At 69.5% G+C, this 22,420-nt stretch carries 20 protein-coding genes; 8 read left to right on the top strand and 12 right to left on the bottom strand.

What is annotated here, in order from left to right:
* Window positions 1-196: 196 nt before the first annotated feature.
* The 10 genes from JHW38_RS12810 to JHW38_RS12765 form a co-directional block, all read right to left on the bottom strand.
* A complete protein-coding gene (locus tag JHW38_RS12810; RefSeq protein ID WP_207521713.1) occupies window positions 197-2,281 on the bottom strand; it encodes a DUF11 domain-containing protein in 2,085 nt (694 codons plus the stop codon).
* A 946-nt stretch (window positions 2,282-3,227) separates the two neighbouring features.
* A complete protein-coding gene (locus tag JHW38_RS12805) occupies window positions 3,228-3,827 on the bottom strand; it encodes a nucleoside 2-deoxyribosyltransferase domain-containing protein (RefSeq protein WP_207521712.1) in 600 nt (199 codons plus the stop codon).
* A gap of 124 nt (window positions 3,828-3,951) precedes the next feature.
* Window positions 3,952-5,328 carry a leucyl aminopeptidase family protein gene (locus JHW38_RS12800; RefSeq protein WP_207521711.1) on the bottom strand — a complete coding sequence of 459 codons (1,377 nt, stop codon included), beginning with the start codon at window positions 5,326-5,328 and terminating at the stop codon, window positions 3,952-3,954.
* Complete coding sequence (locus JHW38_RS12795) at window positions 5,325-6,056, bottom strand: HAD family hydrolase (RefSeq protein WP_207521710.1); 732 nt, start codon at window positions 6,054-6,056, stop codon at window positions 5,325-5,327. The genes JHW38_RS12800 and JHW38_RS12795 overlap by 4 nt, the downstream gene beginning before the upstream one ends.
* 71 nt (window positions 6,057-6,127) lie before the next feature.
* Window positions 6,128-6,625 (bottom strand): endonuclease V, encoded by a 498-nt coding sequence (locus JHW38_RS12790; protein WP_207521709.1) that lies wholly within the window; start codon window positions 6,623-6,625, stop codon window positions 6,128-6,130.
* Complete coding sequence (locus tag JHW38_RS12785; protein WP_428995240.1) at window positions 6,622-7,755, bottom strand: AI-2E family transporter; 1,134 nt, start codon at window positions 7,753-7,755, stop codon at window positions 6,622-6,624. The genes JHW38_RS12790 and JHW38_RS12785 overlap by 4 nt, the downstream gene beginning before the upstream one ends.
* A 344-nt stretch (window positions 7,756-8,099) precedes the next feature.
* The gene (locus tag JHW38_RS12780; protein WP_207521708.1) at window positions 8,100-8,471 is read right to left on the bottom strand and encodes a hypothetical protein; all 372 of its coding nucleotides are present in this window, start codon (window positions 8,469-8,471) and stop codon (window positions 8,100-8,102) included.
* Entirely contained in the window at window positions 8,468-8,962 is a 495-nt protein-coding gene (locus JHW38_RS12775; RefSeq protein ID WP_428995239.1) for a phage holin family protein, read from the bottom strand. Before JHW38_RS12775 ends, JHW38_RS12780 begins: the two co-directional genes overlap by 4 nt.
* On the bottom strand, window positions 8,963-9,325 hold the full coding sequence (locus JHW38_RS12770) for a hypothetical protein (RefSeq protein WP_207521707.1): 363 nt from the start codon (window positions 9,323-9,325) through the stop codon (window positions 8,963-8,965).
* Window positions 9,326-9,616: 291 nt separating this feature from the next.
* Entirely contained in the window at window positions 9,617-11,059 is a 1,443-nt protein-coding gene (locus JHW38_RS12765) for a Do family serine endopeptidase (RefSeq protein ID WP_207521706.1), read from the bottom strand.
* Window positions 11,060-11,910: 851 nt separating this feature from the next.
* Between JHW38_RS12765 and JHW38_RS12760 the strand changes: the two genes are divergently transcribed.
* The 3 genes from JHW38_RS12760 to JHW38_RS12750 all read left to right on the top strand — a co-directional run bounded on the left by JHW38_RS12760 (window position 11,911) and on the right by JHW38_RS12750 (window position 15,759).
* Entirely contained in the window at window positions 11,911-14,064 is a 2,154-nt protein-coding gene (locus tag JHW38_RS12760) for an adenosylcobalamin-dependent ribonucleoside-diphosphate reductase (protein ID WP_207521705.1), read from the top strand.
* Between the two features lie 283 nt (window positions 14,065-14,347).
* Window positions 14,348-14,866 (top strand): hypothetical protein, encoded by a 519-nt coding sequence (locus JHW38_RS12755; protein ID WP_207521704.1) that lies wholly within the window; start codon window positions 14,348-14,350, stop codon window positions 14,864-14,866.
* A gap of 113 nt (window positions 14,867-14,979) precedes the next feature.
* The gene (locus tag JHW38_RS12750; RefSeq protein WP_207521703.1) at window positions 14,980-15,759 is read left to right on the top strand and encodes an NrdJb; all 780 of its coding nucleotides are present in this window, start codon (window positions 14,980-14,982) and stop codon (window positions 15,757-15,759) included.
* 140 nt (window positions 15,760-15,899) lie between these two features.
* Here JHW38_RS12750 and JHW38_RS12745 read toward each other — a convergent pair whose 3' ends face one another.
* Entirely contained in the window at window positions 15,900-16,517 is a 618-nt protein-coding gene (locus JHW38_RS12745; protein WP_207521702.1) for a ferritin-like domain-containing protein, read from the bottom strand.
* A gap of 143 nt (window positions 16,518-16,660) precedes the next feature.
* Between JHW38_RS12745 and JHW38_RS12740 the strand changes: the two genes are divergently transcribed.
* Window positions 16,661-17,311, top strand: coding sequence for a DUF6766 family protein (locus JHW38_RS12740; protein ID WP_207521701.1), 651 nt, complete (start codon window positions 16,661-16,663; stop codon window positions 17,309-17,311).
* Window positions 17,312-17,396: 85 nt separating this feature from the next.
* Here the strand turns inward: JHW38_RS12740 and JHW38_RS12735 are convergent, their stop codons facing one another.
* Entirely contained in the window at window positions 17,397-17,894 is a 498-nt protein-coding gene (locus JHW38_RS12735; protein WP_207521700.1) for a hypothetical protein, read from the bottom strand.
* Window positions 17,895-18,019: 125 nt separating this feature from the next.
* Here JHW38_RS12735 and JHW38_RS12730 point away from each other — a divergent pair, with 125 nt between their 5' ends.
* From JHW38_RS12730 to JHW38_RS12715, 4 genes are all read left to right on the top strand, one after another.
* Window positions 18,020-19,057, top strand: a complete 1,038-nt coding sequence (locus JHW38_RS12730; RefSeq protein ID WP_207521699.1) for a ligase-associated DNA damage response exonuclease — start codon at window positions 18,020-18,022, stop codon at window positions 19,055-19,057.
* The gene (locus JHW38_RS12725; protein WP_207521698.1) at window positions 19,054-20,646 is read left to right on the top strand and encodes an ATP-dependent DNA ligase; all 1,593 of its coding nucleotides are present in this window, start codon (window positions 19,054-19,056) and stop codon (window positions 20,644-20,646) included. The genes JHW38_RS12730 and JHW38_RS12725 overlap by 4 nt, the downstream gene beginning before the upstream one ends.
* Before the next feature lie 115 nt (window positions 20,647-20,761).
* A complete protein-coding gene (gene lepB / locus JHW38_RS12720) occupies window positions 20,762-21,547 on the top strand; it encodes a signal peptidase I (protein ID WP_207521697.1) in 786 nt (261 codons plus the stop codon).
* A 715-nt stretch (window positions 21,548-22,262) separates the two neighbouring features.
* Complete coding sequence (locus JHW38_RS12715; RefSeq protein ID WP_206412139.1) at window positions 22,263-22,397, top strand: class III lanthipeptide; 135 nt, start codon at window positions 22,263-22,265, stop codon at window positions 22,395-22,397.
* The last annotated feature ends 23 nt before the right edge of the window (window positions 22,398-22,420 follow it).

The following is a 22,420-nucleotide window of genomic DNA, read 5'->3' as shown; positions in this document are numbered from 1 at the left end:
GTCAGGCTCCGAGGATGTTCGCGCCGGGCCATTGTGCCGCGCCGGGGTATGCGCGGATTGCGCGTTTCGCCGGACCGGCACGCCGAAGCCGCCCGCCGCGGGCGAACGCAAAAACGGCCGTGCGGGCCGGGCGAACGCAAAAACGGCCGCCAGCCGGACATCCGGCGGCGGCCGTTGCGGGGCGAGCGGGCGGGGCTCAGTAAGCCGTCGGGCTCGGGTTGTAGAGCACCGGCACCTGCACGTTGATGCAGGCGCCGACCGGCAGCACCACGCCGGCGATGGCGACGCTGGCGTCGTTGATCGCGCCGCCGCTGGCCGGGCAGGTGCCGCCGCCGGTGCCGGTGCACTGCCAGCTCGCCGACAGGCGGGTGCCGGCCGGCAGCGGGTCGTTGATGGTGGCGCCGTTGGCCACCGCCGGCCCGTTCGGGTTGCAGGCCTGCAGGGTGTAGGTGGTCGGGCGGCCCGGGGTGTAGGTGGTCGACGGCGTCAGTTCGCTCTTGACCAGGCTCAGGCCGACGTTGACCGCGATCGGCGCCGGCGTCTGCGCGCACTGCGGGTTGCCGGCGGCCGGGCAGGCCGGCAGCGGATCCGGATCGCCGCCGCCGGCGAGGGCGACGTGGTTGATCGGCGAACCGGTCGCGGTGGCCGGGATGGCGACGTTGAGGCGCACCGTGGCGCTGTCGCCGGCGGCGATCGGGGCGGTCGGGGTGAAGGTGCAAGTGACCGTGCCGGTCGCCGGCAGCGTGCCGCAGCTGACCGGACCCTGCGCGCTCGACGCCGACACCAGGCTGAAGCCGGCGGGCAGGGTGTCGGCGATGGTGATCGCGCCGCTGGTCGCGCCGCTGCCGCTGTTCTGGATGCCGATGTTGAAGTAGCCGTCGGTGGCGATGCCGTTCTGGCCGGCGGCGAGCGCGCCGGACACCGACTTGCTCGCGGTCAGCTGCGGCCGCACCACGGTCAGCACTTCGTCGCCGACCAGGTTCACCAGGTTGGCGGTGTTGCTGATGCTGGCATTGGTGTTGTGGTAGACGCCGACCACGTTGGAGGTGACGTCGACCGCGATCTGGCAGGTGCGCGCGGTGCCGTTGCCGGTCGCGCCGTTGACGCTGGCGGCGGCGACCGAGATCGTCCCGCTGCCGGCGGTCGCGGTCACGGTCATGCCGTTCAGCGCGGTGCCGAGCGCGCCGCCGTTGGGGCAGCTGGTGCGCACGTTGGGGGTCGGCGCGACCACCACGTTGGCCGGCAGGGTGTCGGTGAAGGCGACGCTGTTGGCGCCGTTGACGCTCTTGTTGCTGAGGTCGAAGGTCAGCGTGGACACGCCGCCGGCGTTGATCGTCGTCGGCGCGAAGCGCTTGATCAGGTCGACCGAGCTCAGCGCGAAGGTGATGCGGTATTCGGCGGCGAAGGTGGCCGCGCCGGACGGCACGTTCCACTGCGCGGCCATGCCGTTGTCGACGCTGGCGGCGTTGATGGTGTTGCTGAGGTTGCCGCCGCTGGCGTTGCAGTTGTTCTGGGTGTTGGTGCCGTTGCAGATCTGCCACTGCGGGAAGGTGTACTCGCCGCTGAAGTAACGGTCCCAGTTCGGCGTGCCCGACGAGGGCTCCCACCACAGCGCTTCGAACACGTCGCCCTTGGCCACGCCGACCAGGTTCGGCCGGCCGCTGGTGTTGCCGGGGGTGGTGCGGCTGAAGCCGGGGCCGTTGTCGTCGCCTTGCAGATAGGTGTCGACGTTCTGGTAGACCTTGATCGTCGCGCCGGTGGCCGGCATCCCGCTCAGCTCGAGCCGGCGGGTGAACCACGCCTGCGGCCGGATGTAGCTGTCGATGACGGTCAGGGTGATGCCGCTGTCGTTGGTGTTGTTCGGGCGCAGCACCGTGCGGGTGGTGAACGGCGTGGCCACGCTGCCGTCGCCGCTGAGCGGGTCTTGCGAGACCTGGGTGAACTGCAGGAACTGCGCGGTCGCGGCGTTGTTGGCGTTGTTGTAGACGCGCACGCCGTTGCTGCGCTCGACCCGCAGGTAGACGCTGTTGAACATCGTGCCGTTGGTCGGCGTGGCGCCGGTGTTGTAGACCTGATCGGCGTTGCCCAGCCGCACCTGGAACTGGCTGTTGCTGCCCCAGGTGACGCGCAGGCCGTCGGAGCCGTTGGTCTGCACGCCGCCGGTGGCGTTGGCCACGCGCTGGCTGGTGGCGCCGCTGGCCAGGACGGTGCCGGCGAACGCCAGCGCGAACGCGCACAGCAGCGCGCCGGCCTTGCGGCCGAGTTGGGTCGAGCGATTCATGAATTCCCCTGTTTCGAGCCTTACTGCGAAGGTTCGGGCGCTGAGGCTGCCTGGCGGCCCTGAGACCCGGACGCAGGCCCGGGTCGGACTACGGTGATGCATAGCACTGAATTAATGTGCCACAAATCACATTTTGCCTGTAGCTGAAGCGCGGCGCCAGTCCCCTGGACGCCCCTGAAGCGAAAGGAATCAACGCGATACGGGGCGGGGACAGGACAGCCGGTGCGCGCGGGGCGGGGCCGGCCTGCCGGTTTTGTGGGGGTCGCTGTGAGCCGCGCCCATTCGTCGTGCCCGCGAAGGCGGGCATCCAGGGCTTTATCGCGACAGGGCGCTGAAGTCTCTGGATCCCCGCGTTCGCGGGGATGACGTTCTTGAAGGAGTCGCAGCGCGCCGCAAAGCGTCGCCGCTGGTAAAGCCTCGTCGTCCGCAACAGTGGCTGCGCGACCTCCCCGACCGTCATGCCCGCGAAGGCGGGCATCCAGGGCTTTATCGCGGCAGGGCGCTGAAGTCTCTGGATCCCCGCGTTCGCGGGGATGACGTTCTTGAAGGAGTCGCAGCGGGCCGCAAAGCATCGCCGCTGGTAAAGCCTTGTCGTCCACAACAGTGGCTGCGCGACTTCCCCGACCGTCATGCCCGCGAAGGCGGGCATCCAGGGCTTTATCCAGGCATGGCTCTGAAGTCTCTGGATCCCCGCGTTCGCGAGGATGACGTTCTTGAAGGAGTCGCAGCGGGCCGCAAAGCATCGCCGCTGGTAAAGCGTTGTCGTCCACAACAGTGGCTGCGCGACTTCCCCGACCGTCATGCCCGCGAAGGCGGGCATCCAGGGCTCTATCCAGGCATGACTCTGAAGTCTCTGGATCCCCGCGTTCGCGAGGATGACGTTCTTGAAGGAGTCGCAGCGGGCCGCAAAGCGTCCCCGCCGGTAAAGCGCCGTCGAACGCAGGATTCAGCGCGCCCGCGCCTGCCGCAGTTCCGCCAGCCGCGCGCGCACCGCCTGCGCCAGCGCCGGCAGCGAGTCGTAGTGCGGGATGCCGTAGCGCTCGGCGACGATGTCGACGTTGCCCTTGCGCCAGAAGCCGTCGGGGCAGGCCAGCAGGACCTTGCCCGAGCCCGCGTGCAGGCCCAGTTCGAGCAGGCTGACCGGCGCCTGCGAGCCCGGCGCCAGGTACATCGCGATCACGTCGGCGCGTTGCAGGGCGGCGAGTTCCCACTCGACCTGGCGGCGGAATTCGGGCTCCTCGGCGACCGGCTTCCACGCCGGGTTCCAGTCCTCGCGGCGCGGGTTGAGCAGCACCACGCCCTCGTCGGCCAGCTCGCGCGCGAACTGCGCCTGCCAGTCGGCGCTGCCGCCCATGTCGATGCTGCCGGCCAGGAACACCTTGAGCCGGTCGTCGGCCGGCACCGGCTGCGGCGAGCGCACCAGTTCCGAGTCCGCCGGCCGCGCCGCCTCGGCCGGGTTCGAGGCGATCCGTTGCGCGCCGGCCCGGCCCGGGCCCGCAGCGGCCTGTCCCGAATCGCTCCGCGCCGTCTCGTCCATGTTCGCCATGCCCGCCGTCTCCCGTTTCGTCCCGGCGCCCGCGCAACCGGCCGCGAGCGCGGCCGCAGCGGCCAACGCCAGCGCCATGCCTATCGATCGGTACCTCATCGGCCGTTCTCCCGCGCCGCCGGCCTCAGCCGGCCGCGCGCGCCTTGAGCATCGCGTACACCGCACGCAAGCCCTGGGCCTCGCCGCCGGCCGGGCGGCCGGGGCGGTCGGCGTCGTTCCAGCTGTAGACGTCGAGGTGCGCCCAGGCCTGATCGGCCGGAACGAAGCGCTCCAGGTACAGCGCCGCGGTGACCGAGCCGGCCATCTTCGACGGGCCGCCGTTGGCGAGGTCGGCGATGTGGCTGGTGAGGTAGCGCAGGTACGGGCGCCACAGCGGCATGCGCCAGACCGGGTCGCGCTGGACGATGCCGGCGTCGAGCCAGTCCTGCGCCAGCGTGTCCTGATTCGAGTACAGCGCCGGCAGATCCGGGCCCAGCGCGATGCGCGCCGCGCCGGTCAGGGTGGCGAAGTCGAGCAGCAGCGCCGGCTTGCGCTCGCCGGCGTAGGTCAGCGCGTCGCACAGGATCACCCGGCCCTCGGCGTCGGTGTTGTCGATCTCCACGCTGATGCCCTGGCGGGTGGCGATGACCTCGCCCGGGCGGAACGCGTCCGGGCCGACCGCGTTTTCCACCGCCGGCACCAGCAGGGTGATCCGCAGCGGCAGCTTGCGCGCCATGATCAGTTCGGCCAGCGCGATCGCGTGCGCCGCGCCGCCCATGTCCTTCTTCATCCAGCGCATGCCGTCGGCCGGCTTGAGGTCGAGGCCGCCGGTGTCGAAGCACACGCCCTTGCCGACCAGGGCCACGTGCGGATGCGCGGCGTCGCCCCATTCCAGCGCGATCAGCCGCGGCGCGCGGTGCGAGGCGCGGCCGACGGCGTGGATGGCGGGGAAGTTCTGCGCCAGCAGTTCGTCGCCGACGATGGCTTCGAACTTGGCGCCGTGGCGCTGGGCGATCTCGCGCGCGATCCGTTCGAGTTCGTCCGGGCCCATGTGCTCGGTCGGCGTGTTGACCAGATCGCGCACGCGCACGCTGGCGGCGAGCACGGCGAAGACTTCGTCGTCGGCGCCGTCGACCAGCAGCTGCGCCGGCGCGCGCGGCGGCGCCTTGTAGCGGTCGAAGCGGTACGCGCCCAGGCCCCAGCCCAGGCGCAGCGCATCGCGCACGCCGGGTTCGAGCCGTTCGCTGGTGCGCCACGCGCGCGCCGGCAGGGCGAACGGCGCGTGGCCGTAGGAATACGGATCGAGCGCGTCGCCGACGCCGATCGCCGCGCCCATCAGCTGGCCGTCGGGGCCGGGCAAGAGAGTCGCGCTGGCGGGGGAGCCGTCGAAGCCTTGCGCCTGCACCCAGGCGGCGGTCGGCGCGGGCAGCGCGTCGCGCCAGGCGGCGAAGTCGGCGCGACCGACGAGGTCCAGCGGCAGCGCGCCGGCGTCGGAAGAAGTGAAACCCAGGGGCAGAGTCATGCGGCGGCGGTGTCCGTGCGGGGCGTGCGGTCGTAAGGGCTGCGTTCCAGCCAGTCGGCCAGATCGGTGAGGGTGGCGAATTCCAGGTCCGGGCGCGGGTGGTGCGCCGGCCATTGGCGCGCTTCGCGGTTGATCCAGCAGGTGCGCAGCCCGGCCAGACGGCCGCCGACGACGTCGAGTTCGATGTCGTCGCCGACGTGCAGCACCTGCGCCGGATCCATCTCCAGGCGCGCGCAGGCGGCGTGGAAGATGCTGGCGTCGGGCTTGGCCCGGCCGTGCTCGCGCGCGCCGAGCTGGAAGCGGAACAGCGGCATCAGGCCGATCCGCTTGAGGTCGGCGTTGCCGTTGCTCAGCGCCGCCAGCGGCACCCGCGCGGCCAGCCGCGCCAGCGCGGCCTCGCTGTCGGCGTAATGCTCGACTTCGCAGCGCGCGGCGAAGAAGGCGTCGAACGCCGGCTCGGCCAGGGCGAGGTCGTCGCCGCCTTCGCGCAGCATCTGCTGCAGGGTCAGGCGGCGCTGGGTGGTGTAGTCGTGGGCCAGGTCCGGGCGCTCGCCGGCGATGCGGTCGCGCAGCGCGCGCACCGCGTCGATCGGGTACAGCGCGGCGGTGCGCGGCGCATGGGTGCGCAGCCAGGCGTCGAGGACCGCCTCGGCGCGCACCATCACCGGCGCGATCGGCCAGATGGTGTCGTCGAGGTCCAGGGTGATGGCGCGGACGGGAAAGCTCATGCCGGCCAGTTTAGCCTGCCGCGCCGCGGCCGATGGACGACGCGCGTCGCTGTGCGCGCGCCGCGCCGCGTTCAGCCGCCGCGCGCCAGCCGGTCGGCCCGCTTCAGCAACTCCGGCAGGCGATGCTCGCCGTGCATGCGCGCCACCGCGGCGCGCGCCAGCGCCGGGTCGAGGCCGGCCGCGGTCACGTACAGCGGCTGGGTGCCGCCGCCGCGCAGCACTTCGGCCGCGGCCGGGGTGTCGACGAAACGGGTCTTGGCCACGCCGACCACCGCCACGCGCCGTTGCAGCGCCTCCCACAGATGCGCGCCGAGCCCGGGCCGGCCGGCGCCGTCGAGCCAGACGTGGCCGTCGACGACGATGCACGCCGGCGCCGCGTCGAGCGTCGCCAGCAACGCGGTCAGGCACGGCAGCTCGCGGCGGTAGAACGCGCCGGGTTCGTACGCGGCGACGTTATCGATGTCCAAGCTCAGTTCGGCGGCCGCGGCCTCGTCGCCCCAGTCGCCGAACAGCACGCCGGCCGCGCGCGCGCCGGCATCGAAGTAATGCACGTCGGCGGCGAGGATCATTCCAGCAGCCGCGCCCAGCCTTCCATGCCCTGGATCCGCGCCAGCACCAGCTTCACGCACACCAGCATCGGCACCGCCAGCAGCAGGCCGACGATGCCCCACAGCCAGCCGAAGAACATCAGCGCCAGCATCAGCACCAGCGGCGACAGGCGCATGCGCCGGCCCAGCACCAGCGGCGTCACCAGCTGCGATTCGATCGTGTGCAGGCCCAGGTACAGCCCGGCCGGCAGCAGCGACGGCCACAGTTCGTCGAACGCCACCAGCCCCATCACCAGCATCACGCCGACGCCGATCAGCGGGCCGACGAAGGGCGCGAAGTTGAGGATCGCCGCCATCGTTCCCCATAGCAGCGCTTCCTGCAGCGGCGTGCCCAGCGCGTACAGCGCGCCGGCCAGGGCCAAGCCCAGGCCGGTGTTGATGAGGCTGATGGTCAGCACGTAACGCGAGATCTCGCGTTCGATCGAATGCAGGATGTCGATGGTCAGCTTCTTCTGCTGCTGGCTCGGCAGCAGGGCGATGGCGTTGCGCTGCAAGGACTCGCCGAACACCATGAAGAAGAAGGTCAGCAGCACCACCGCCAGCACCTGGGCGACGCGCTTGGGCGTGGAGGTCAGCGCGCGGTAGGGATCGTCGAGTTCGGTCTTGACCACCTGCACCGGCTTGGCGGTGTTCTCGCCGCCGGCGGCGCGGGCGAAGTTCTGCGCGGCGCGGTTGGCGTCCTGGAACGGTTTGGTCATCTGCCGCAGCTTGGGCCCGACCTGTTTGAGTTCCTTCGGCACCTGCCGCACCCATTCGCCGGCCGGCTCGGCCAGCTGCAGGGTCAGCGCGCCGGCGACGGCGAGGCCGCCGACCATCACGATCAGCGCGCCCAGCAGGCGCGGCAGGCGCAGCTTGCCGAGCAGGCGCAGGATCGGATTGCCGACCAGGGCGAAGAACGCGGCCAGCAGGATCGGCAGCAACAGTTCCTGCGCCGCCCACAAGGTGTAGCCGAAGGCCAGCGTGGCCAGGATCAGCAGCGACACCGGCGCGCGCGGGCGCGCGGACGCGGGCGTCGTGGCGTCGTCGCCTGCGGGCGCCGGGTCGGCAGGCGGCGGGATGGAATCGGAGTCGGACGCAGTGGGCGGGATCAAGGCGGCATCGTGCGGTGGAACCGGCGCAAACTGTGCGCTCTTGCGCGTGTACGCGCCAGCACGATGTGCGGGGACGCGGGGCGCATCGGGCCTGCCGAGGTTCCTCCGCCGGCTAGGGCCTGCGGCAAACGCCTGCGGGGAACTTCGGCAGGCCCGATGCTCCGGATTTTCGTGGGGCCGGCTTCAGAGGCGTACGCGACGAGCATCGAACGCAAACGAACCACCCGCCGCGGTGCAGGGCCTTGGGCCGGGGGAAGTTCCCCGTAAGCGTTTGCCGCAGGCCCTAGCGAACGGGGAACTTCCCCCGGCCCAAGGCCCGGAGTTGCGAAGTCTCGCCCCCGCGATCAAGCCGCGCTGCGTTCCGCAGCACGCGCACTGCCGGCCGCCTGATCGGCCGCGCGCGCCGCATGCCCGGCTTGACCCGCCGCCTGCCCGGCCTGATCCGCCGCTTCCTGCGCGCCGGCACCGGCGAACAAGCCCGACACCAAGCTGATGATCTGCATCAGATTGCCGCTCTTGACCGCGATCTTGACCGGCTCGGCGCGGCCCATGAAAAAGCCCGCGGCCAGACCGGCGACGACGATCCGCCCCGGCGTCCACGCCTCGCGCCACGACTTCACCAGCACCTGCTTGCGTTCCTGCACCTGCTCGTAGCGGCCCTCGAGCAAACGCTCGCGCTTGTCCACGCGCCGCTGCAGACGGTCGAACCGGCTCATCGCGCCTCCTGCTTCTCGATCTCGCGATCGTCGTCGTCGTCGTGGCCCAGGCCCATGCGCCGCAACTGCCGCCGCGTCGCCGACAGCCGCGTGTGTTCGAAATAACGCAGCGCCTGCCACACGCCGAGCGCGGTCACCACCAGGCTGAGCCCGGCCGCGGCCGACATCGACGCCAGCCACGACCAGCCCAGCACGCCCTGCAGCAACGCGATCAGCGCCGCCATCAGCAACAGCCACGAAGACGCGCCGAACACGATCGCCACCGCCACCCACATCAGCGCCCGGCCCAGCGCGCTGCGGGCCAGGGCGAGGTCGGCGATCAACAGGCCGCGCAGGGCGCGGCCGGTGTCGAGCGCGGCGGACAGGCCTTCGCGGCCGGCGTCGCCGATTTCGCGGACCGCGTCCTCCAGCGGCAGCGGCCCCTGGCGGGGCTCGCCGCTGCTGCCGGGCGCGCGCGCGTCGTCGCTATGGGGCGCGTCGCCTGCGCTCACTTACTTGTCGCCGCTGCGGGCGAGCTTGGCGATGATGAAGCCGGCGGCGAAGGCCACGCCGAACGAAGCCAGCGGACGCTCGCGCACCAGCTCGGCGGCGCTTTCGATCAGATCGCGGCCCTTGTCCATCAGCGCGTCGACCTGCTCGCGCGCGGCGCCGCCGGCGTGCTCGGCCGCGGCGATGCCGGCCAGCGCGCTGTCGGCGAGGTCGGACTTGACGTTGGCCTTGCCGATCTTCAGTTCTTCGCCCGCCACGCTGGTGGCGCTGCGGATCGCGTCGCCGGCGTCGCTGGCGGCCTGCTTGAGGTGGCTGCCGGCCTGGCCGAGGTTGCTCTTGACGTTGTCGGTCGAGGTGGGGGACATCGTGGTTTCCTCCGTGTTGCTGCGGGAATGAACCGCGGAACGTGTCCCGGGTTCGCGGGCCGTGGTCGGGCCGGGCAATGAAGCGGCCCTCGACGGCGATGAACGGGTGTCGCGGGTGGCGGCCGCCGCGGCGGCCGGATGAATGCGCGTGGGCGATCTTACTCAACCGCCCCAGGGTTGCGGTCCGATCTTAGCGGGACGATGTTAACGCGCCGCGTGCATCGCTCCGCGCGTCCCCGCGCGCACCGGTCCCGCACGCATCGCTGCGTGCGGGCGCGCATGCCGGCGCGCTCAGCGGATCGCCAGATTGCCGACGCTGTTGCCGCGCTGCACGCGCAGCAGCAACTGTGCCGGCGTGCGCGTGAAGCTCGCGCGGAAGCCCGGCAGATCGTCGAAATTGCCGCTGCTGGCTGCAAGAACGATGTCGTCCTTGCGCAAATCGTTGGCCTCGGCGCGGCTGCCGCGGGTCACGCTTTCGACCACCACGCCGGACAGGCCGGACTGGCGCAGGCGCTCGGGCAGTTCGCCGAAGGTGGCGCCGGTCAGGCGCGGATCCAGGTCGGCGCCGGTCAGCGAACGCGGCTGCTCGCGCAGGCTGGCGTTGAGTTGCAGCGATTGGCCTTCGCGGCGCACGTCCAGCGCGATCTTGCTGCCGATCGACTGCAGGCCTTCGAAATTGCGCAGCGCATCGCGCCCGTCCACGCGCTGGCCGTTGGCGGCCAGGATCACGTCGCCGGCGCGCAGCCCCGCCGCGGCCGCGGCGCTGCCGGCGAACACCCGCGACACCAGCGCGCCGCGCGGTTCGGCGAGCTTGAGCGCAGCGGCCAACTGCGGCGTCACGTCCTGCGACTCCAGCCCCAGGGTGCCGCGGCGCACGACGCCGTTGTTGGCGATCAACTGGTCCTTGATGTTGCGCGCCAGGTTCACCGGAATCGCGAAGCCCAGGCCGATGTTGCCGGCCATGCTGCCCTGCGGATTGAAGCTGGCGGTGTTGATGCCGACCAGTTCGCCGTTGAGATTGACCAGCGCGCCGCCGGAATTGCCCGGATTGATCGAGGCGTCGGTCTGGATGAAGTTCTGGTAGCCGAGCCCGCGCAGGCCGCTGCGGCCGACCGCCGAGACGATGCCGGAGGTGACGGTCTGGCCGATGCCGAACGGGTTGCCGACCGCGACCACGAAGTCGCCGACCCGCAGCGCGTCGGAGTCGGCCAGCGAAATCGCGCTGAGGTTCTGCGCCGGAATGCGCATCAGCGCCACGTCGGTGTCGGGGTCCGAGCCGATGAAGTCGGCCTTGACCGTGCGCCCGTCGGCCAGCGTCACCGAGACCTCGTCGGCGCCCTCGATGACGTGGTGGTTGGTCAGCACGTAGCCGTTCTTGGCGTCGATGATGACGCCCGAACCGAGCGATTCGTTGATCCGTTCCTGCGGGATGTTGGGGAACATGCGGCGGAAGATCGGATCGTTGGCGAACGGGTTGCGGATGCGCACGGTCTGCTTGGTGTGCACGCTGACGACCGCCGGGGTGACCTTCTGCAGCATCGGCGCCAGCGACGGCAGCTGCTGGCCGGCGACCGAGGCCGGCAATGCGGCGGTGGCGGGCACCGCCAGGGTCGGCACGGCCGGCGGCGGCGCGGCCTGCGCCGGCGCTTCCAGGCCTTCGCGGATGGCGGTGGCGGCGAAACCGCCGAATGCGGCGGCCAAGGCAAGGGTCAGCAGGGTCGGCAAGGGGCGCATCGTGTCGCGGTTCCGAAGGTGCGTGGAAAGGAAGGCGGGCGGCAGGGCAATGCATAGGAACGTGGCGCGGATGGTCCCCACAAGCGATCGCCATGACAAGCAATCGTGGCGGCGGCCCGCGGCTTCAAGCGCCGCCGCGCCCGGGCTTGGACCGCGCCGGCCGCGACTCGTTCCAACGCCGCGCCCCGAGTGTTGGAGAGCGGCAATAAATACCCGATGAAGTCGCCGCCGTCGCGGCGCGCGGCGCAGGCGCGCATGCAAGCGCTGCGGCGCGCGCAGACGGTTGCGATGCAAGTCGCGGCGATGACAGCCGAAGCGTGATAGTCATCAACAAGCCGTTGACTTCCGGGAACGCCGGGCGTAGCGTTGAACCCCTGCGAGGCCACAACATCTAGTGGTCGGCCCCGCGGAGGGAGCCTAAGCGTAGGGGTTCGGCTTGGGAAGGTCTTCACGTCTCCTTGAGGCAGGACATGCTCATGACGAGAGCGGATACGAACCTCGCAAAGACACCAATGGCCGCACGCGACGCGTAGCCCAACGCGCCGCGCGCATCGTCGTCGGCGGGGGGCCGGCGGCGCGCCGCGAACAATCCGGATTTGGGTGCCATCGCCCGCCCGGATGCGACACCCGCGACGGTTCCTACACACGTGAATCGATACACAACACGTGAGTCAGGCATTCCGTTTCGGGGCACAAAGAAGAAAGTCCCGATGACCGTTCGACCTGCTGCGCCGATGTAGCTGTGGCACCACCCGTGCTGTGACTCAGCACACCCCGCACTTCGTACAAAGAAACCACCGGCGGCGGGCGCAACCCAACGGCCCGCCGCCATTGAAGGAGATGAAACAGGCATGAGCACCGTGCGCCTCGAGGCGGTCAAGCACCCGGCGGCAGAGCAGGACATCGCGCTGCAGCCCGCGTCCCAGGACATCTGGGACAAGAAGTACCGGCTCAAGACCAAGTCGGGGGAAGCGGTCGATGCCGACATCGACGGAACCTACCAGCGCGTGGCGCGGGCCCTGGCCGACGCCGAGCCCAACAGCGACAAGCAGCAGTACTGGTACGAGCGTTTCGTCTGGGCGCTGCGCCGCGGCGCCATCCCCGCCGGCCGCATCACCTCCAACGCCGGCGCGCTGGAACACAAGCCGGCCACCTCGACCATCAATTGCACGGTCTCGGGCACCATCGAGGATTCGATGGACGGGATCCTGGAAAAGGTCCACGAAGCGGGCCTGACCCTCAAGGCCGGCTGCGGCATCGGCTACGAATTCTCGACCCTGCGGCCGCGCGGCGCGTTCGTCGCCGGCGCCGGCGCCTATACCTCGGGTCCGATGTCCTTCATGGACATCTACGACAAGATGTGTTTCACCGTGTCCTCCGCCGGCGGCCGCCGCGGCGCGCAGATGGGCACCTTCGACGTCAGCCATCCCGACGTGAAGGACTTCATCCGCGCCAAGCGCGAAGACGGCCGCCTGCGCCAGTTCAACCTGTCGCTGCTGATCACCGACGGCTTCATGCAGGCGGTCGACCAGGACGCCGACTGGCCGCTGGTGTTCCCGGTCAACATCAAGGAGCGCGGCGACCTGGACCTCGACGACGCCGACCAGGTGGTCTGGCGCGACTGGCCGAGCCACCGCAACTACGTGGTCCGCGACGACGGCCTGGTGGCGTGCAAGATCTACGGCCACATCCGCGCGCGCCACCTGTGGGACATGATCATGGTCTCGACGTACGACTACGCCGAGCCGGGCTTCATCCTGATCGACCGCGTCAACGAGATGAACAACAACTGGTGGTGCGAGAGCATCCGCGCCACCAACCCCTGCGGCGAGCAGCCGCTGCCGCCGTACGGCGCCTGCCTGCTGGGTTCGGTCAACCTGACCAAGTTCGTGCGCAACGCCTTCACCGAGCGCGCCGAGTTCGACTGGGAGGAATACAAGGAAGTCGTGCGCGTGTTCACCCGCATGCTCGACAACGTGGTCGAGGTCAACGGCCTGCCGCTGGAGCAGCAGCGCAACGAGATCATGCGCAAGCGCCGCCACGGCATGGGCTTCCTCGGCCTCGGCAGCACGGTCACGATGCTGAAGATGAAGTACGGTTCGGCCGAATCCTGCGAGTTCACCGAGCGCATCGCCCGCGAAATGGCCGTGGCCGGCTGGGAGATGGGCCTGGCGCTGGCCAAGGAGAAGGGCGCCGCGCCGATCATGGAGGAGATCTTCGCCGTCACCGCCGAGATGCTGCGCAAGCGTCCGGAAATGCAGCGCGACGGCTGGAGCGTGGGCCAGGAGATCCCCGGCAAGGTCCTGCACGCCAAGTACTCGCGCTACATGCAGCGGGTCGCCGAGGTGGCGCCGGAGCTGGTCGACGAGCTGGCCGAGGTCGGCTCGCGCTTCACCCACCACAGCTCGATCGCCCCGACCGGGACCATCTCGCTGTCGCTGGCCAACAACGCCTCCAACGGCATCGAGCCCTCGTTCGCCCATCACTACAGCCGCAACGTGATCCGCGAAGGCAAGAAGTCCAAGGAAAAGGTCGACGTCTACTCGTTCGAGCTGCTGGCCTATCGCGAGCTCATCAACGCCAAGGCGATGCCGTTCAGCGACGAGGCCGAGGCCCGGCTGCCGGACTACTTCATCGCCGCCGACGACATCTCGCCGAAGGAGCACGTCGACGTCCAGGCCGCCGCGCAGAAGTGGGTGGATTCCTCGATTTCCAAGACCGCGAACGTGCCCACGGACTACCCGTACGAGCAGTTCAAGGACATCTACCGCTACGCCCACCAGCAGGGCCTCAAGGGCTGCACCACCTTCCGCTTCAACCCGGCCGCGTTCCAGGGCGTGCTGGTCAAGGAAGCGGACCTGGAGAACACCACCTACCGCTTCGAGCTCGAAGACGGCAGCGTGCTCGAGGTCAAGGGCAACGAGCAGATCGAATACGACGGCGAGATGCACACCGCCGCGAACCTGTTCGACGCGCTGAAAGAAGGCTATTACGGCAAGTTCTGACGGCGCGCCCGCCGCGCGCGGCCGGCCTGCGGGCCGGACTGCGCCAGGCGGGCGTTCCCGTTCAGGCGGCGGGCGGAGCGCGGCGCCCGACCGGTTTTCCGATCCCTCGCGCCGCGCGGATTTTCCGCCGTTGGTCGCAGTGCGGCGCGCCCTCTGTTTTTACAGCGCGCCGCGGGTATAGCATCACTCCGGCAACACCCCGATTGCTGCAACCGCAAGCGTATCGCCCAGCGCGTTCGCCAGAATGCGCGCCCAGACGGAAACCGCCCACGAGGAGGGCACAATGAGCAACGGTAATGGAGTGACGGCGACCCTGACCCAGGCGGCCGAGAACGTGAAGGAAACCGCGTCGAATCTCGGCACCGCCATCGCCAGCCGCGCCGAAGAAGCCGTGGCCTCGGTCAAGAAGACCGCGACCCGGGCGCGCAAGGCCGCCAAGAAAGCGGTCGGCACCGCCAAGAAGAAACTGGCCAAGGCCAGCGCCGAGGCCAAGAAGGAAGTGAACGCGCTCAAGGCCAAGGCCACCGGCAAGAAGAAGGCGGCGAAGAAGGCTGCGAAGAAGGTCGCCAAGAAGGCCGCGACCAAGAAGGCCGCGGCCAAGAAAGCGGTGAAGAAGGCGGTCAAGGCGGTCAAGAAGGCCGCGGCGAAGAAGGCTCCGGCGAAGAAGGCCGCGGCCAAGAAGACCGCCAAGAAGGCGGCGAAGAAAGCGCCCGCCAAGAAAGCCGCGAAGAAGGCGGTGAAGAAGGCCGCGGCCAAGAAGGCGCCGGCCAAGAAAGCCGCCAAGAAGGCCGCCAAGCGCTGAGTTCCCTGAAGCCCCTCTCCCGTCCCGCGACGGGAGAGGGCAGGGCGGCGTCCCCGCCCGGCAACGAGTTCCCCCATCAGCAATCGCAGCGCAGCAACGCAGGAGTCGGGCCCATGGCCGTCAAGATCGAAAAGAAAATCAAGGGCTACAGCGTGGTCACGCCGGAAGACAAGGCGAAGGACGCCGCCGCCAAGGCCGCCGCCGCGAGCGCGCCCGCCGCGCCGGCCGAGCTGCCGACCGCCGACGTGATCCAGATGCACGAACGCATCGAACGCCCCGAGATCCTGATCGGCTCGACCTACAAGATCAAATCGCCGCTGTTCGAGCACGCGCTGTACGTGACCATCAACGACATCGTGCTCAACGCCGGCACCGAACACGAATCGCGCCGTCCGTTCGAGATCTTCATCAACTCCAAGAACATGGACCACTTCCAGTGGATCGTGGCGCTGACGCGCATCATGTCGGCGGTGTTCCGCAAGGGCGGCGACGTGACCTTCCTGGTCGACGAGATGAAGGCCGTGTTCGATCCGCGCGGCGGCTACTTCAAGGCCGGCGGCGTGTACATGCCCTCGCTGGTGGCCGAACTCGGCGCGATAGTCGAAGACCACCTCAAGTCGATCGGCATGATCCACGACCCGGAAATGAGCGATTCGCAGCGCGAGCTCATCGCCGAGAAGCGCCGCGCCTACGAGGAACGCTCAAAAAAAAACGCTGACGCCGGCGGCTCGATCACCGTAGTCGCCCCGCGCAACGAAGACGTGACCGTGACCGGCGAAGGCGCCAGCTTCCCGCCCAGCGCGACGATGTGCCACAAGTGCAGCGCCAAGGCCGTGGTCATCATGGACGGGTGCGCGACGTGCTTGAACTGCGGGTATTCGAAGTGCGGGTGAGCGCATAAGTCGCCGGTCCTGCGCCGGGACGCGTCGCAAAAAACCAGACGGCGAAAAGGGGCTCTGCGGAGCCCCTTTTCTTTTCGCGGCGTCGGCGCCGACTCGCCGCCGATGCCGGCGGGGTTCGCGCGAGATCGCTCTCAGTTCTTCTTCAACATCCGCTCGCGCGCCTGCTCCGCGCGCGAAGCGCCGATCGCGGTCTCCACGTGCTTGACCTCCTCCGGCGGCGGCAGCACCGCCTTGAAGCCGAGGCTGCCGATCCACAGTTCCCGGCCCCAGCCCTTGGTGTGGTAGAGGTGGTGGTCTTCTTCTTTTTCGACCTGCTCATAGGCGTCCATCAGCGTCGCCGCTTCCTTGCCGCTGCTGTTCTTGGCGACGTGGCCGATCAGTTCCCAGTTCTGGTGGTCCTTGGTTTCGGCCAGCACCACGCACTCGGCCGCGACCAGTTCGGCGGCCTGCGGGTCGCCGGCGGCCATCGCCATGCGCATCGCCTTGACCAGCGACGCGCCGATGTGGGCGACGATCTCGCGGCCCGGCGTGCGCGCCTTCGGGTCGAGCCCCAATTCGGTCAGCACCGCGGTCAGGATTTCGTGGTGGCGACGGGTTTCGTCGAGGTAACCCTGCCATTCCTCGCGCAGGTCGGCATTGACGGCGCATTCGATCGCCGTCTCGTAGATCTTGATGCCGCCGCTTTCGGTTTCCAGCGCCTGGTAAAGCAGTTCGTTCAATTGCGCGCGGTCGTGTCGCTTGCTGGCCATCGGTGTCTCCGGGTGGGTTGCTGGCGTGTAGGCAACGTAAGGCCCGACAAATTCAGCGCTGGTGAACGTTCGCGTGAACATCGCGCTAACGCCGACCGGCGGATCGTGATTGCGACTCCACTGCGTTCGGAGCGCAACCGGCGATGCGACGCGAACCGTCTTTCTTTCGGCGCAACGGCCTCAGCCTGGTGCTGGCCGCGATCTTCATGGTCTTCCTGCTCGGCCAGATCCTGACCGGCCGCGCCGCCTGGAACGAAGAATTGCTGCGCGAGGGCCAGGCGCCGCTGGGCCTGTGGGCTTACTTCGACAGCGGGCACTTCATTTCCGCGACCTTCGAGAACTGGGAAAGCGAATTCCTGCAGATGAGCATGTATGTGCTGCTGACGGTGTGGCTGCGGCAACGCGGTTCGGCGGAGTCGCGTGGGTTCGACGAGGAGCCCGAGAAGATCGAGCCGGGTCCGGCGCCGTGGCCGGTGCGCAAGGGCGGATGGTGTCGCACGCTGTATTCGCATTCGCTGACCGCGGCGTTCATGGGCCTGTTCCTCGCATCGTTCGCGCTGCACGCCTACGGCAGTTGGCGCCACGAGAACGACGAGCGCCGGCTGCAAGGGCGCGCGCCGGAAACCTTGGTCGAACACGTCGGCGGTTCGACGTTCTGGTTCGAATCGTTCCAGAACTGGCAGAGCGAGTTCCTGGCGGTGCTGTCGATCGTGGTGCTGTCGATCGTGCTGCGCGAGGACAAGTCGCCCGAATCCAAGCCGGTGCGCGCGCCGCATCGTCAGACCGGGGCCTAGGCGCGCGCGGTGCGCGAGGCTCGCGCGCACGAGTGCGGACTGGATTCTGCCGCGCCGCAGAAGACGGCGGCCCCGCAGGCCGTCCTCAGATCGCCGCTGACGGCGCAACCCGATCCAGCGCGCGCAGGCCGGCCGATTCGAGCGATGCGCGCAGCCGTGCCTGGTCTTCCGCAGGCGCGTCGACCAGCAACAGAATCCTTCCTGCTTGGATTTCCTCCTCGAACTGCCGGCGCACCGATTCGGGCAGGGTTTCGCCGCTCAGCGCCGACGCCCACGACCCGACCGCCGCGCCGACCGCGCCGAGCACGGCCGCGCCGGCCAGGGTGATGCCGAGCGGCGGGAACGCCGTGGCCGCCAGCCCGGCCAGCAGGCCGGTGACGGCGCCGACGCCGGCCCCGCGCGAGGCCGCGTCGACGAAATCGACGTCGGCGTCGTGGTGCCGGTCGGAAATCGCTTCGAGTTCGACGTCCGAACGCGCGACCAGGGAAACGGCTTCCTCGCCGAGACCTTGTTCGCGCAGCACGACGACCGCTTCGCGTGCGGCCTGGATGTTTTCAGCGCGATAGACGCGTCGTTCGATCATAAACGCCTCAAGGGCAGCCCGATTCAGCGCTTACGGTGTAACCCGGCAGGTTAGCGAGCCGCGAAGGACGGGGCAGGGCCGTCGCCACGCCGAACGAACGATCGCTGCGCCATATAGTGGCGGCTATGAGCGCGAACGAACGCCCGGACGATCTGGTGGTGGTGCGTCCCGAAGGCCTGTACTGCCCGTCCGGCGACTTCTACATCGACCCGTGGCGGCCGGTCGCGCGCGCGGTGGTGACCCACGGCCACGGCGATCACGCCCGGCCCGACATGGGCGAGTACCACACCAGCGCGGCGGGCCTGCCGATCCTGCGCTGGCGGCTCGGCGAGCGGCGTTATCGCGCCCACCAGTACGGCGCGCCGTTCCAGATAGGCGAAGCCTGGGTGTCGTTGCACCCGGCCGGGCACGTGCTCGGCTCGGCCCAGGTCCGGATCGAAGCGCGCGGCCGGGTGTGGGTGGTCTCGGGCGACTACAAGCGCCAGAGCGATCCGACCTGCGCGGCGTTCGAGCCGGTCGCCTGCGACACCTTCGTGACCGAGGCGACGTTCGCCCTGCCGATCTACCGCTGGCCCGATACCCGCGACGAGATCGCGCAGATCGCGCAATGGCGCGAGCGTTGCGCCGAGCGCGGCGAAGCCGCGGTGCTGTGCTGCTACGCGCTGGGCAAGGCGCAGCGCGTGCTGGCCGAACTGCGCGGGTTGGACGACCGGCCGGTGTGGACCCACGGCGCGATCGAGGCCGGCGTGCAGGTCTACCGCGAGGCCGGCGTGGCGATGGTGGAAACCCGGCCTGTGGCCGAATTGCCTGCGCCGGGGCGATCGTCCGCCGCGGCCGCGCGCGACGCGTTCGCCGGCGAACTGGTGCTGGCGCCGCCGTCGGCGCTCGGCTCGGCGTGGATGCGCCGCTTCCGCGACGCCCAGACCGGGTTCGCCTCGGGCTGGATGCGCGTACGCGGCAACCGGCGCCGGCGCAACGTCGACCGCGGCTTCGTGATTTCCGACCACGCCGACTGGCCCGCCTTGCTCGACAGCATCCGCGCCACCGGCGCGCAGCGCGTGCTCGCCACGCACGGCCGCGCCGACGCGCTGGTGCGGGTGCTGCGCGAGGACGGCATCGACGCTGCGGCGCTGGCGACAGGCTTCGAAGGCGAGGGCGCATGAAGGCGTTCGCCGCCCTGTACCGCGATCTCGACCGCACCACCGCGACCTCGCACAAGCGCGCGGCGCTGATCGAGTACTTCGGCCGCGCGGCGCCGGCCGATCTGGCCTGGGCGCTGTGGCTGTTGTCCGGCGGCAAGCTGGCGCGCATCGCCAATCAACGCGAGTTGCGCGACTGGATCGCCGAGGAGTCCGCGGTGCCGGCGTGGCTGGTCGAGGAATGCTACGAACAGGTCGGCGACCTCGCCGAAACCCTGAACCTGTTGTTGAACGACCCTGCCGCGCCCGCGCCGGAGCGGCCGCTGCACGCATGGATCGAGCAGACGCTGGCGCCGGTCGCCGGCAGCGAGCCCGAACGGCGTCGCGAAGCGGTGCTGAGCGGCTGGCGCGAGCTGCCGCCGGAGCAGCGCTTCGTGTTCAACAAGTTGCTGACCGGCGCGCTGCGAGTGGGCGTTTCGCAACGGCTGGTGCAGCAGGCGTTGGCGCAATGGTCGGGCGTGGACATCGCCCTGATCGCGCAGCGCATGCTCGGCGCGTGGGCGCCGTCGCCGAGTTTCGTGGCCGGGCTGGTGTCGGCGCAGCCGCAACGCGGCGACCGCGAGCAACCGTATCCGTTCTTCCTGGCTTCGCCGCTGGAGCAGCCGCCCGAAGCGCTCGGCGAGCCCGCGCAGTGGCTGCTGGAGTGGAAGTGGGACGGCATCCGCCTGCAACTGATCCGGCGCCGCGGCGACATCGCGCTGTGGTCGCGCGGCGAGGAGCGCCTGGACGGCCGCTTTCCCGAGATCGAAGCCGCCGCGCAACGGCTTGCGCGCGATTGCGTGCTCGACGGCGAACTGCTCGCCTGGCGCGACGGCGAGCCGGCGCCGCTGCCGTTCGCCGCGCTGCAGACCCGGATCCAGCGCCGCAAGCCCGGCCCCAAGACGCTGGCCGAAGCGCCGGCGCGCATGCTCGCTTACGACCTGCTCGAACTCGACGGCGAGGACTGGCGCGAGCGGCCCTTGCACGAACGCCGCGCCGCGCTCGCCGCTGTAGTCGGCGAACTTTCCGATCCGCGCATCGCGCTGTCGCCGCAGCTGCAGGCGGCCGATTGGGACGAAGCCGCCGCGCAGCGCGAAGGTTCGCGCGAGCGCGGCGTGGAAGGCCTGATGCTCAAGCGCATCGATTCGCCGTACCGGGTCGGGCGCCGGCGCGGCGATTGGTGGAAGTGGAAGATCGACCCGCTGAACATCGACGCGGTGCTGATCTACGCCCAGGCCGGCCACGGCCGCCGCAGTTCGCTGTACACCGACTACACCTTCGGCCTGTGGCACGAAGGCGAACTGGTTCCGGTCGCCAAGGCGTATTCGGGGCTCGACGACGCCGAGATCCTCGAACTCGATCGCTGGATCCGCGCCAACACGCTGGAACGGTTCGGGCCGGTGCGCGCGGTGACGCCGACGCACGTGTTCGAACTGGGCTTCGGGGCGGTCAATCGGTCGAGCCGGCACAAATCGGGGATCGCCGTGCGCTTCCCGCGCATCCTGCGCTGGCGTCGCGACAAGCCCGCGGCCGAGGCCGACGCGCTGGAAACGTTGAAGTCGCTGGCGCGCTGAGCGCTGCGCACGCGCTTGCGCCGCCGTGCCGGCCGTCATGACTTATGGCAGACGCCGCTGCGCCGCGCATCGGCAAAATCGGCCGGATCAGGGACGCTTCGACAAGGAGTGCACGATGCGCTGGTTCGAAATCGCGCTGGTCTCGCTGACCGCCTTCAGCGGTCTGGTCTGGTTGCTCGACAAGCACGTGCTCGCCAAGCGCCGGCTGGCGCGGGCGGGATTGCTCGACGACGGCCAGGAGCCGTGGATCGTCGACTACTCCAAATCGTACTTCCCGGTGCTGCTGCTGGTGCTGTTGCTGCGCACCTTCCTCGCCGAGCCGTTCCGGATTCCGTCGAACTCGATGATGCCGACGCTGCTGACCGGCGATTTCATCCTGGTCAACAAGTTCGTCTACGGACTGCGCCTGCCGATCAGCAACCACAAGCTGCTGGCCCTGGGCGAGCCGGAGCGCGGCGATGTGGTGGTGTTCCATTCGGTGCAGCAGTCCGACGTCAACCTGGTCAAGCGCGTGGTCGGGTTGCCGGGCGACCGGGTCGAGTACCGCGACGGACGGCTGACGATCAACGGCGAAGCGGTGCCCTTGCGGCCCATCGGCGCCTACGCCGGCGTGCGCAGCGGCGCGGAGATGACCGGCGCGCAGGAGTTGGAGGAGACGCTCGGCCGCCATCGCCACCGCATCCTGCTGCGCGCGGAAATGCGCCGCCTGGAGCAGGCCGAGGGCGAGTGGACCGTGCCGGCCGGGCAGTACTTCGTTATGGGCGACAACCGCGACAACAGCGACGACAGCCGCTACTGGGGCTATCTGCCGGAAAGCAATCTGGTCGGACGCGCGTTCCTGATCTGGCTGAACTTCGACGACGGATTCGACACCGGCCGCATCGGCCGCTCGGTTCCGTAATCGCCGGCGGCGCGAGCGCCGCGCTCGTCCGCGCAACGCGGGCCGGTTCGCGCCGCGGTGCTGCGAGTGCAGCATGAAACGCCGCATCGCGACGAAATGTGATTGCGTCGGCACCGCGCTCGCCGTAGCGATCGGCGATCGCGCGGGCGAATCCGAAACGCGCTGAACGCGCGGGATCCATCGCGATGCGATACAAGCTGTTTTTCCTGGATTTTGCGGGAATTCGCGACAGACCAAACCGCTCAGGCGAGTTGCGGTTTCGCAAAACAAGCGCGTTCCCAATGCGTCGATTCGACTTGCGCGAGCCGCAGCTTCGCCGCGTACCGCCGGCGAGAAACTTCGATTCGCCGATACGGTCACTGTTTTATCGATTTTCCGATGAGCACGATGCGTCCCGACGAGCAAAGGACGGCTGCTGGATGTCGTGACTCTGCACTCAGGAAAGAGCTTGCGTTGCCGCCACTAGGAAGTGCGCGGCCCCTCCCCCGAACGACCGCTCCCTGTGCGCGCCTCCACGTCCGAGGCTGTGCCTCATCGCCTTTGGGATTTCGCCGGAACGGAGGCCGGCGGAGCGGTCAAGCACTGCAGGGCTTGATGCGAAGCGAGACCGGATCCCGGCGCCAGCCGCGTCCGGGCGTGTCCGAGGAGCCTTCAGGAAGGAGGTTTCGAGGTGCCAGGAATGATGTTCCTTTCATCAATCGACAAGGAGTTTTCAATGGACCGCATCCTCAAGCTGCAAGAACTGCCGACCTACAACGACCAGCAGCAGCCGGGCGACAGCACCGCGACGTCGGGTTCGACGTCGAGCTGCAACGCCTGCGTTTGCGAGACGATTCCGACCGCGGTGTAAGCCGGCCGTTCGGTTATCGCCTG

This window comes from Lysobacter enzymogenes (assembly GCF_017355525.1).
GTDB classification, from domain to species: Bacteria; Pseudomonadota; Gammaproteobacteria; order Xanthomonadales; family Xanthomonadaceae; genus Lysobacter; species Lysobacter enzymogenes_C.
The sequence above is the reverse complement of the archived record's forward strand: the minus strand, read 5'-3'. Positions and strand labels throughout refer to the sequence as shown.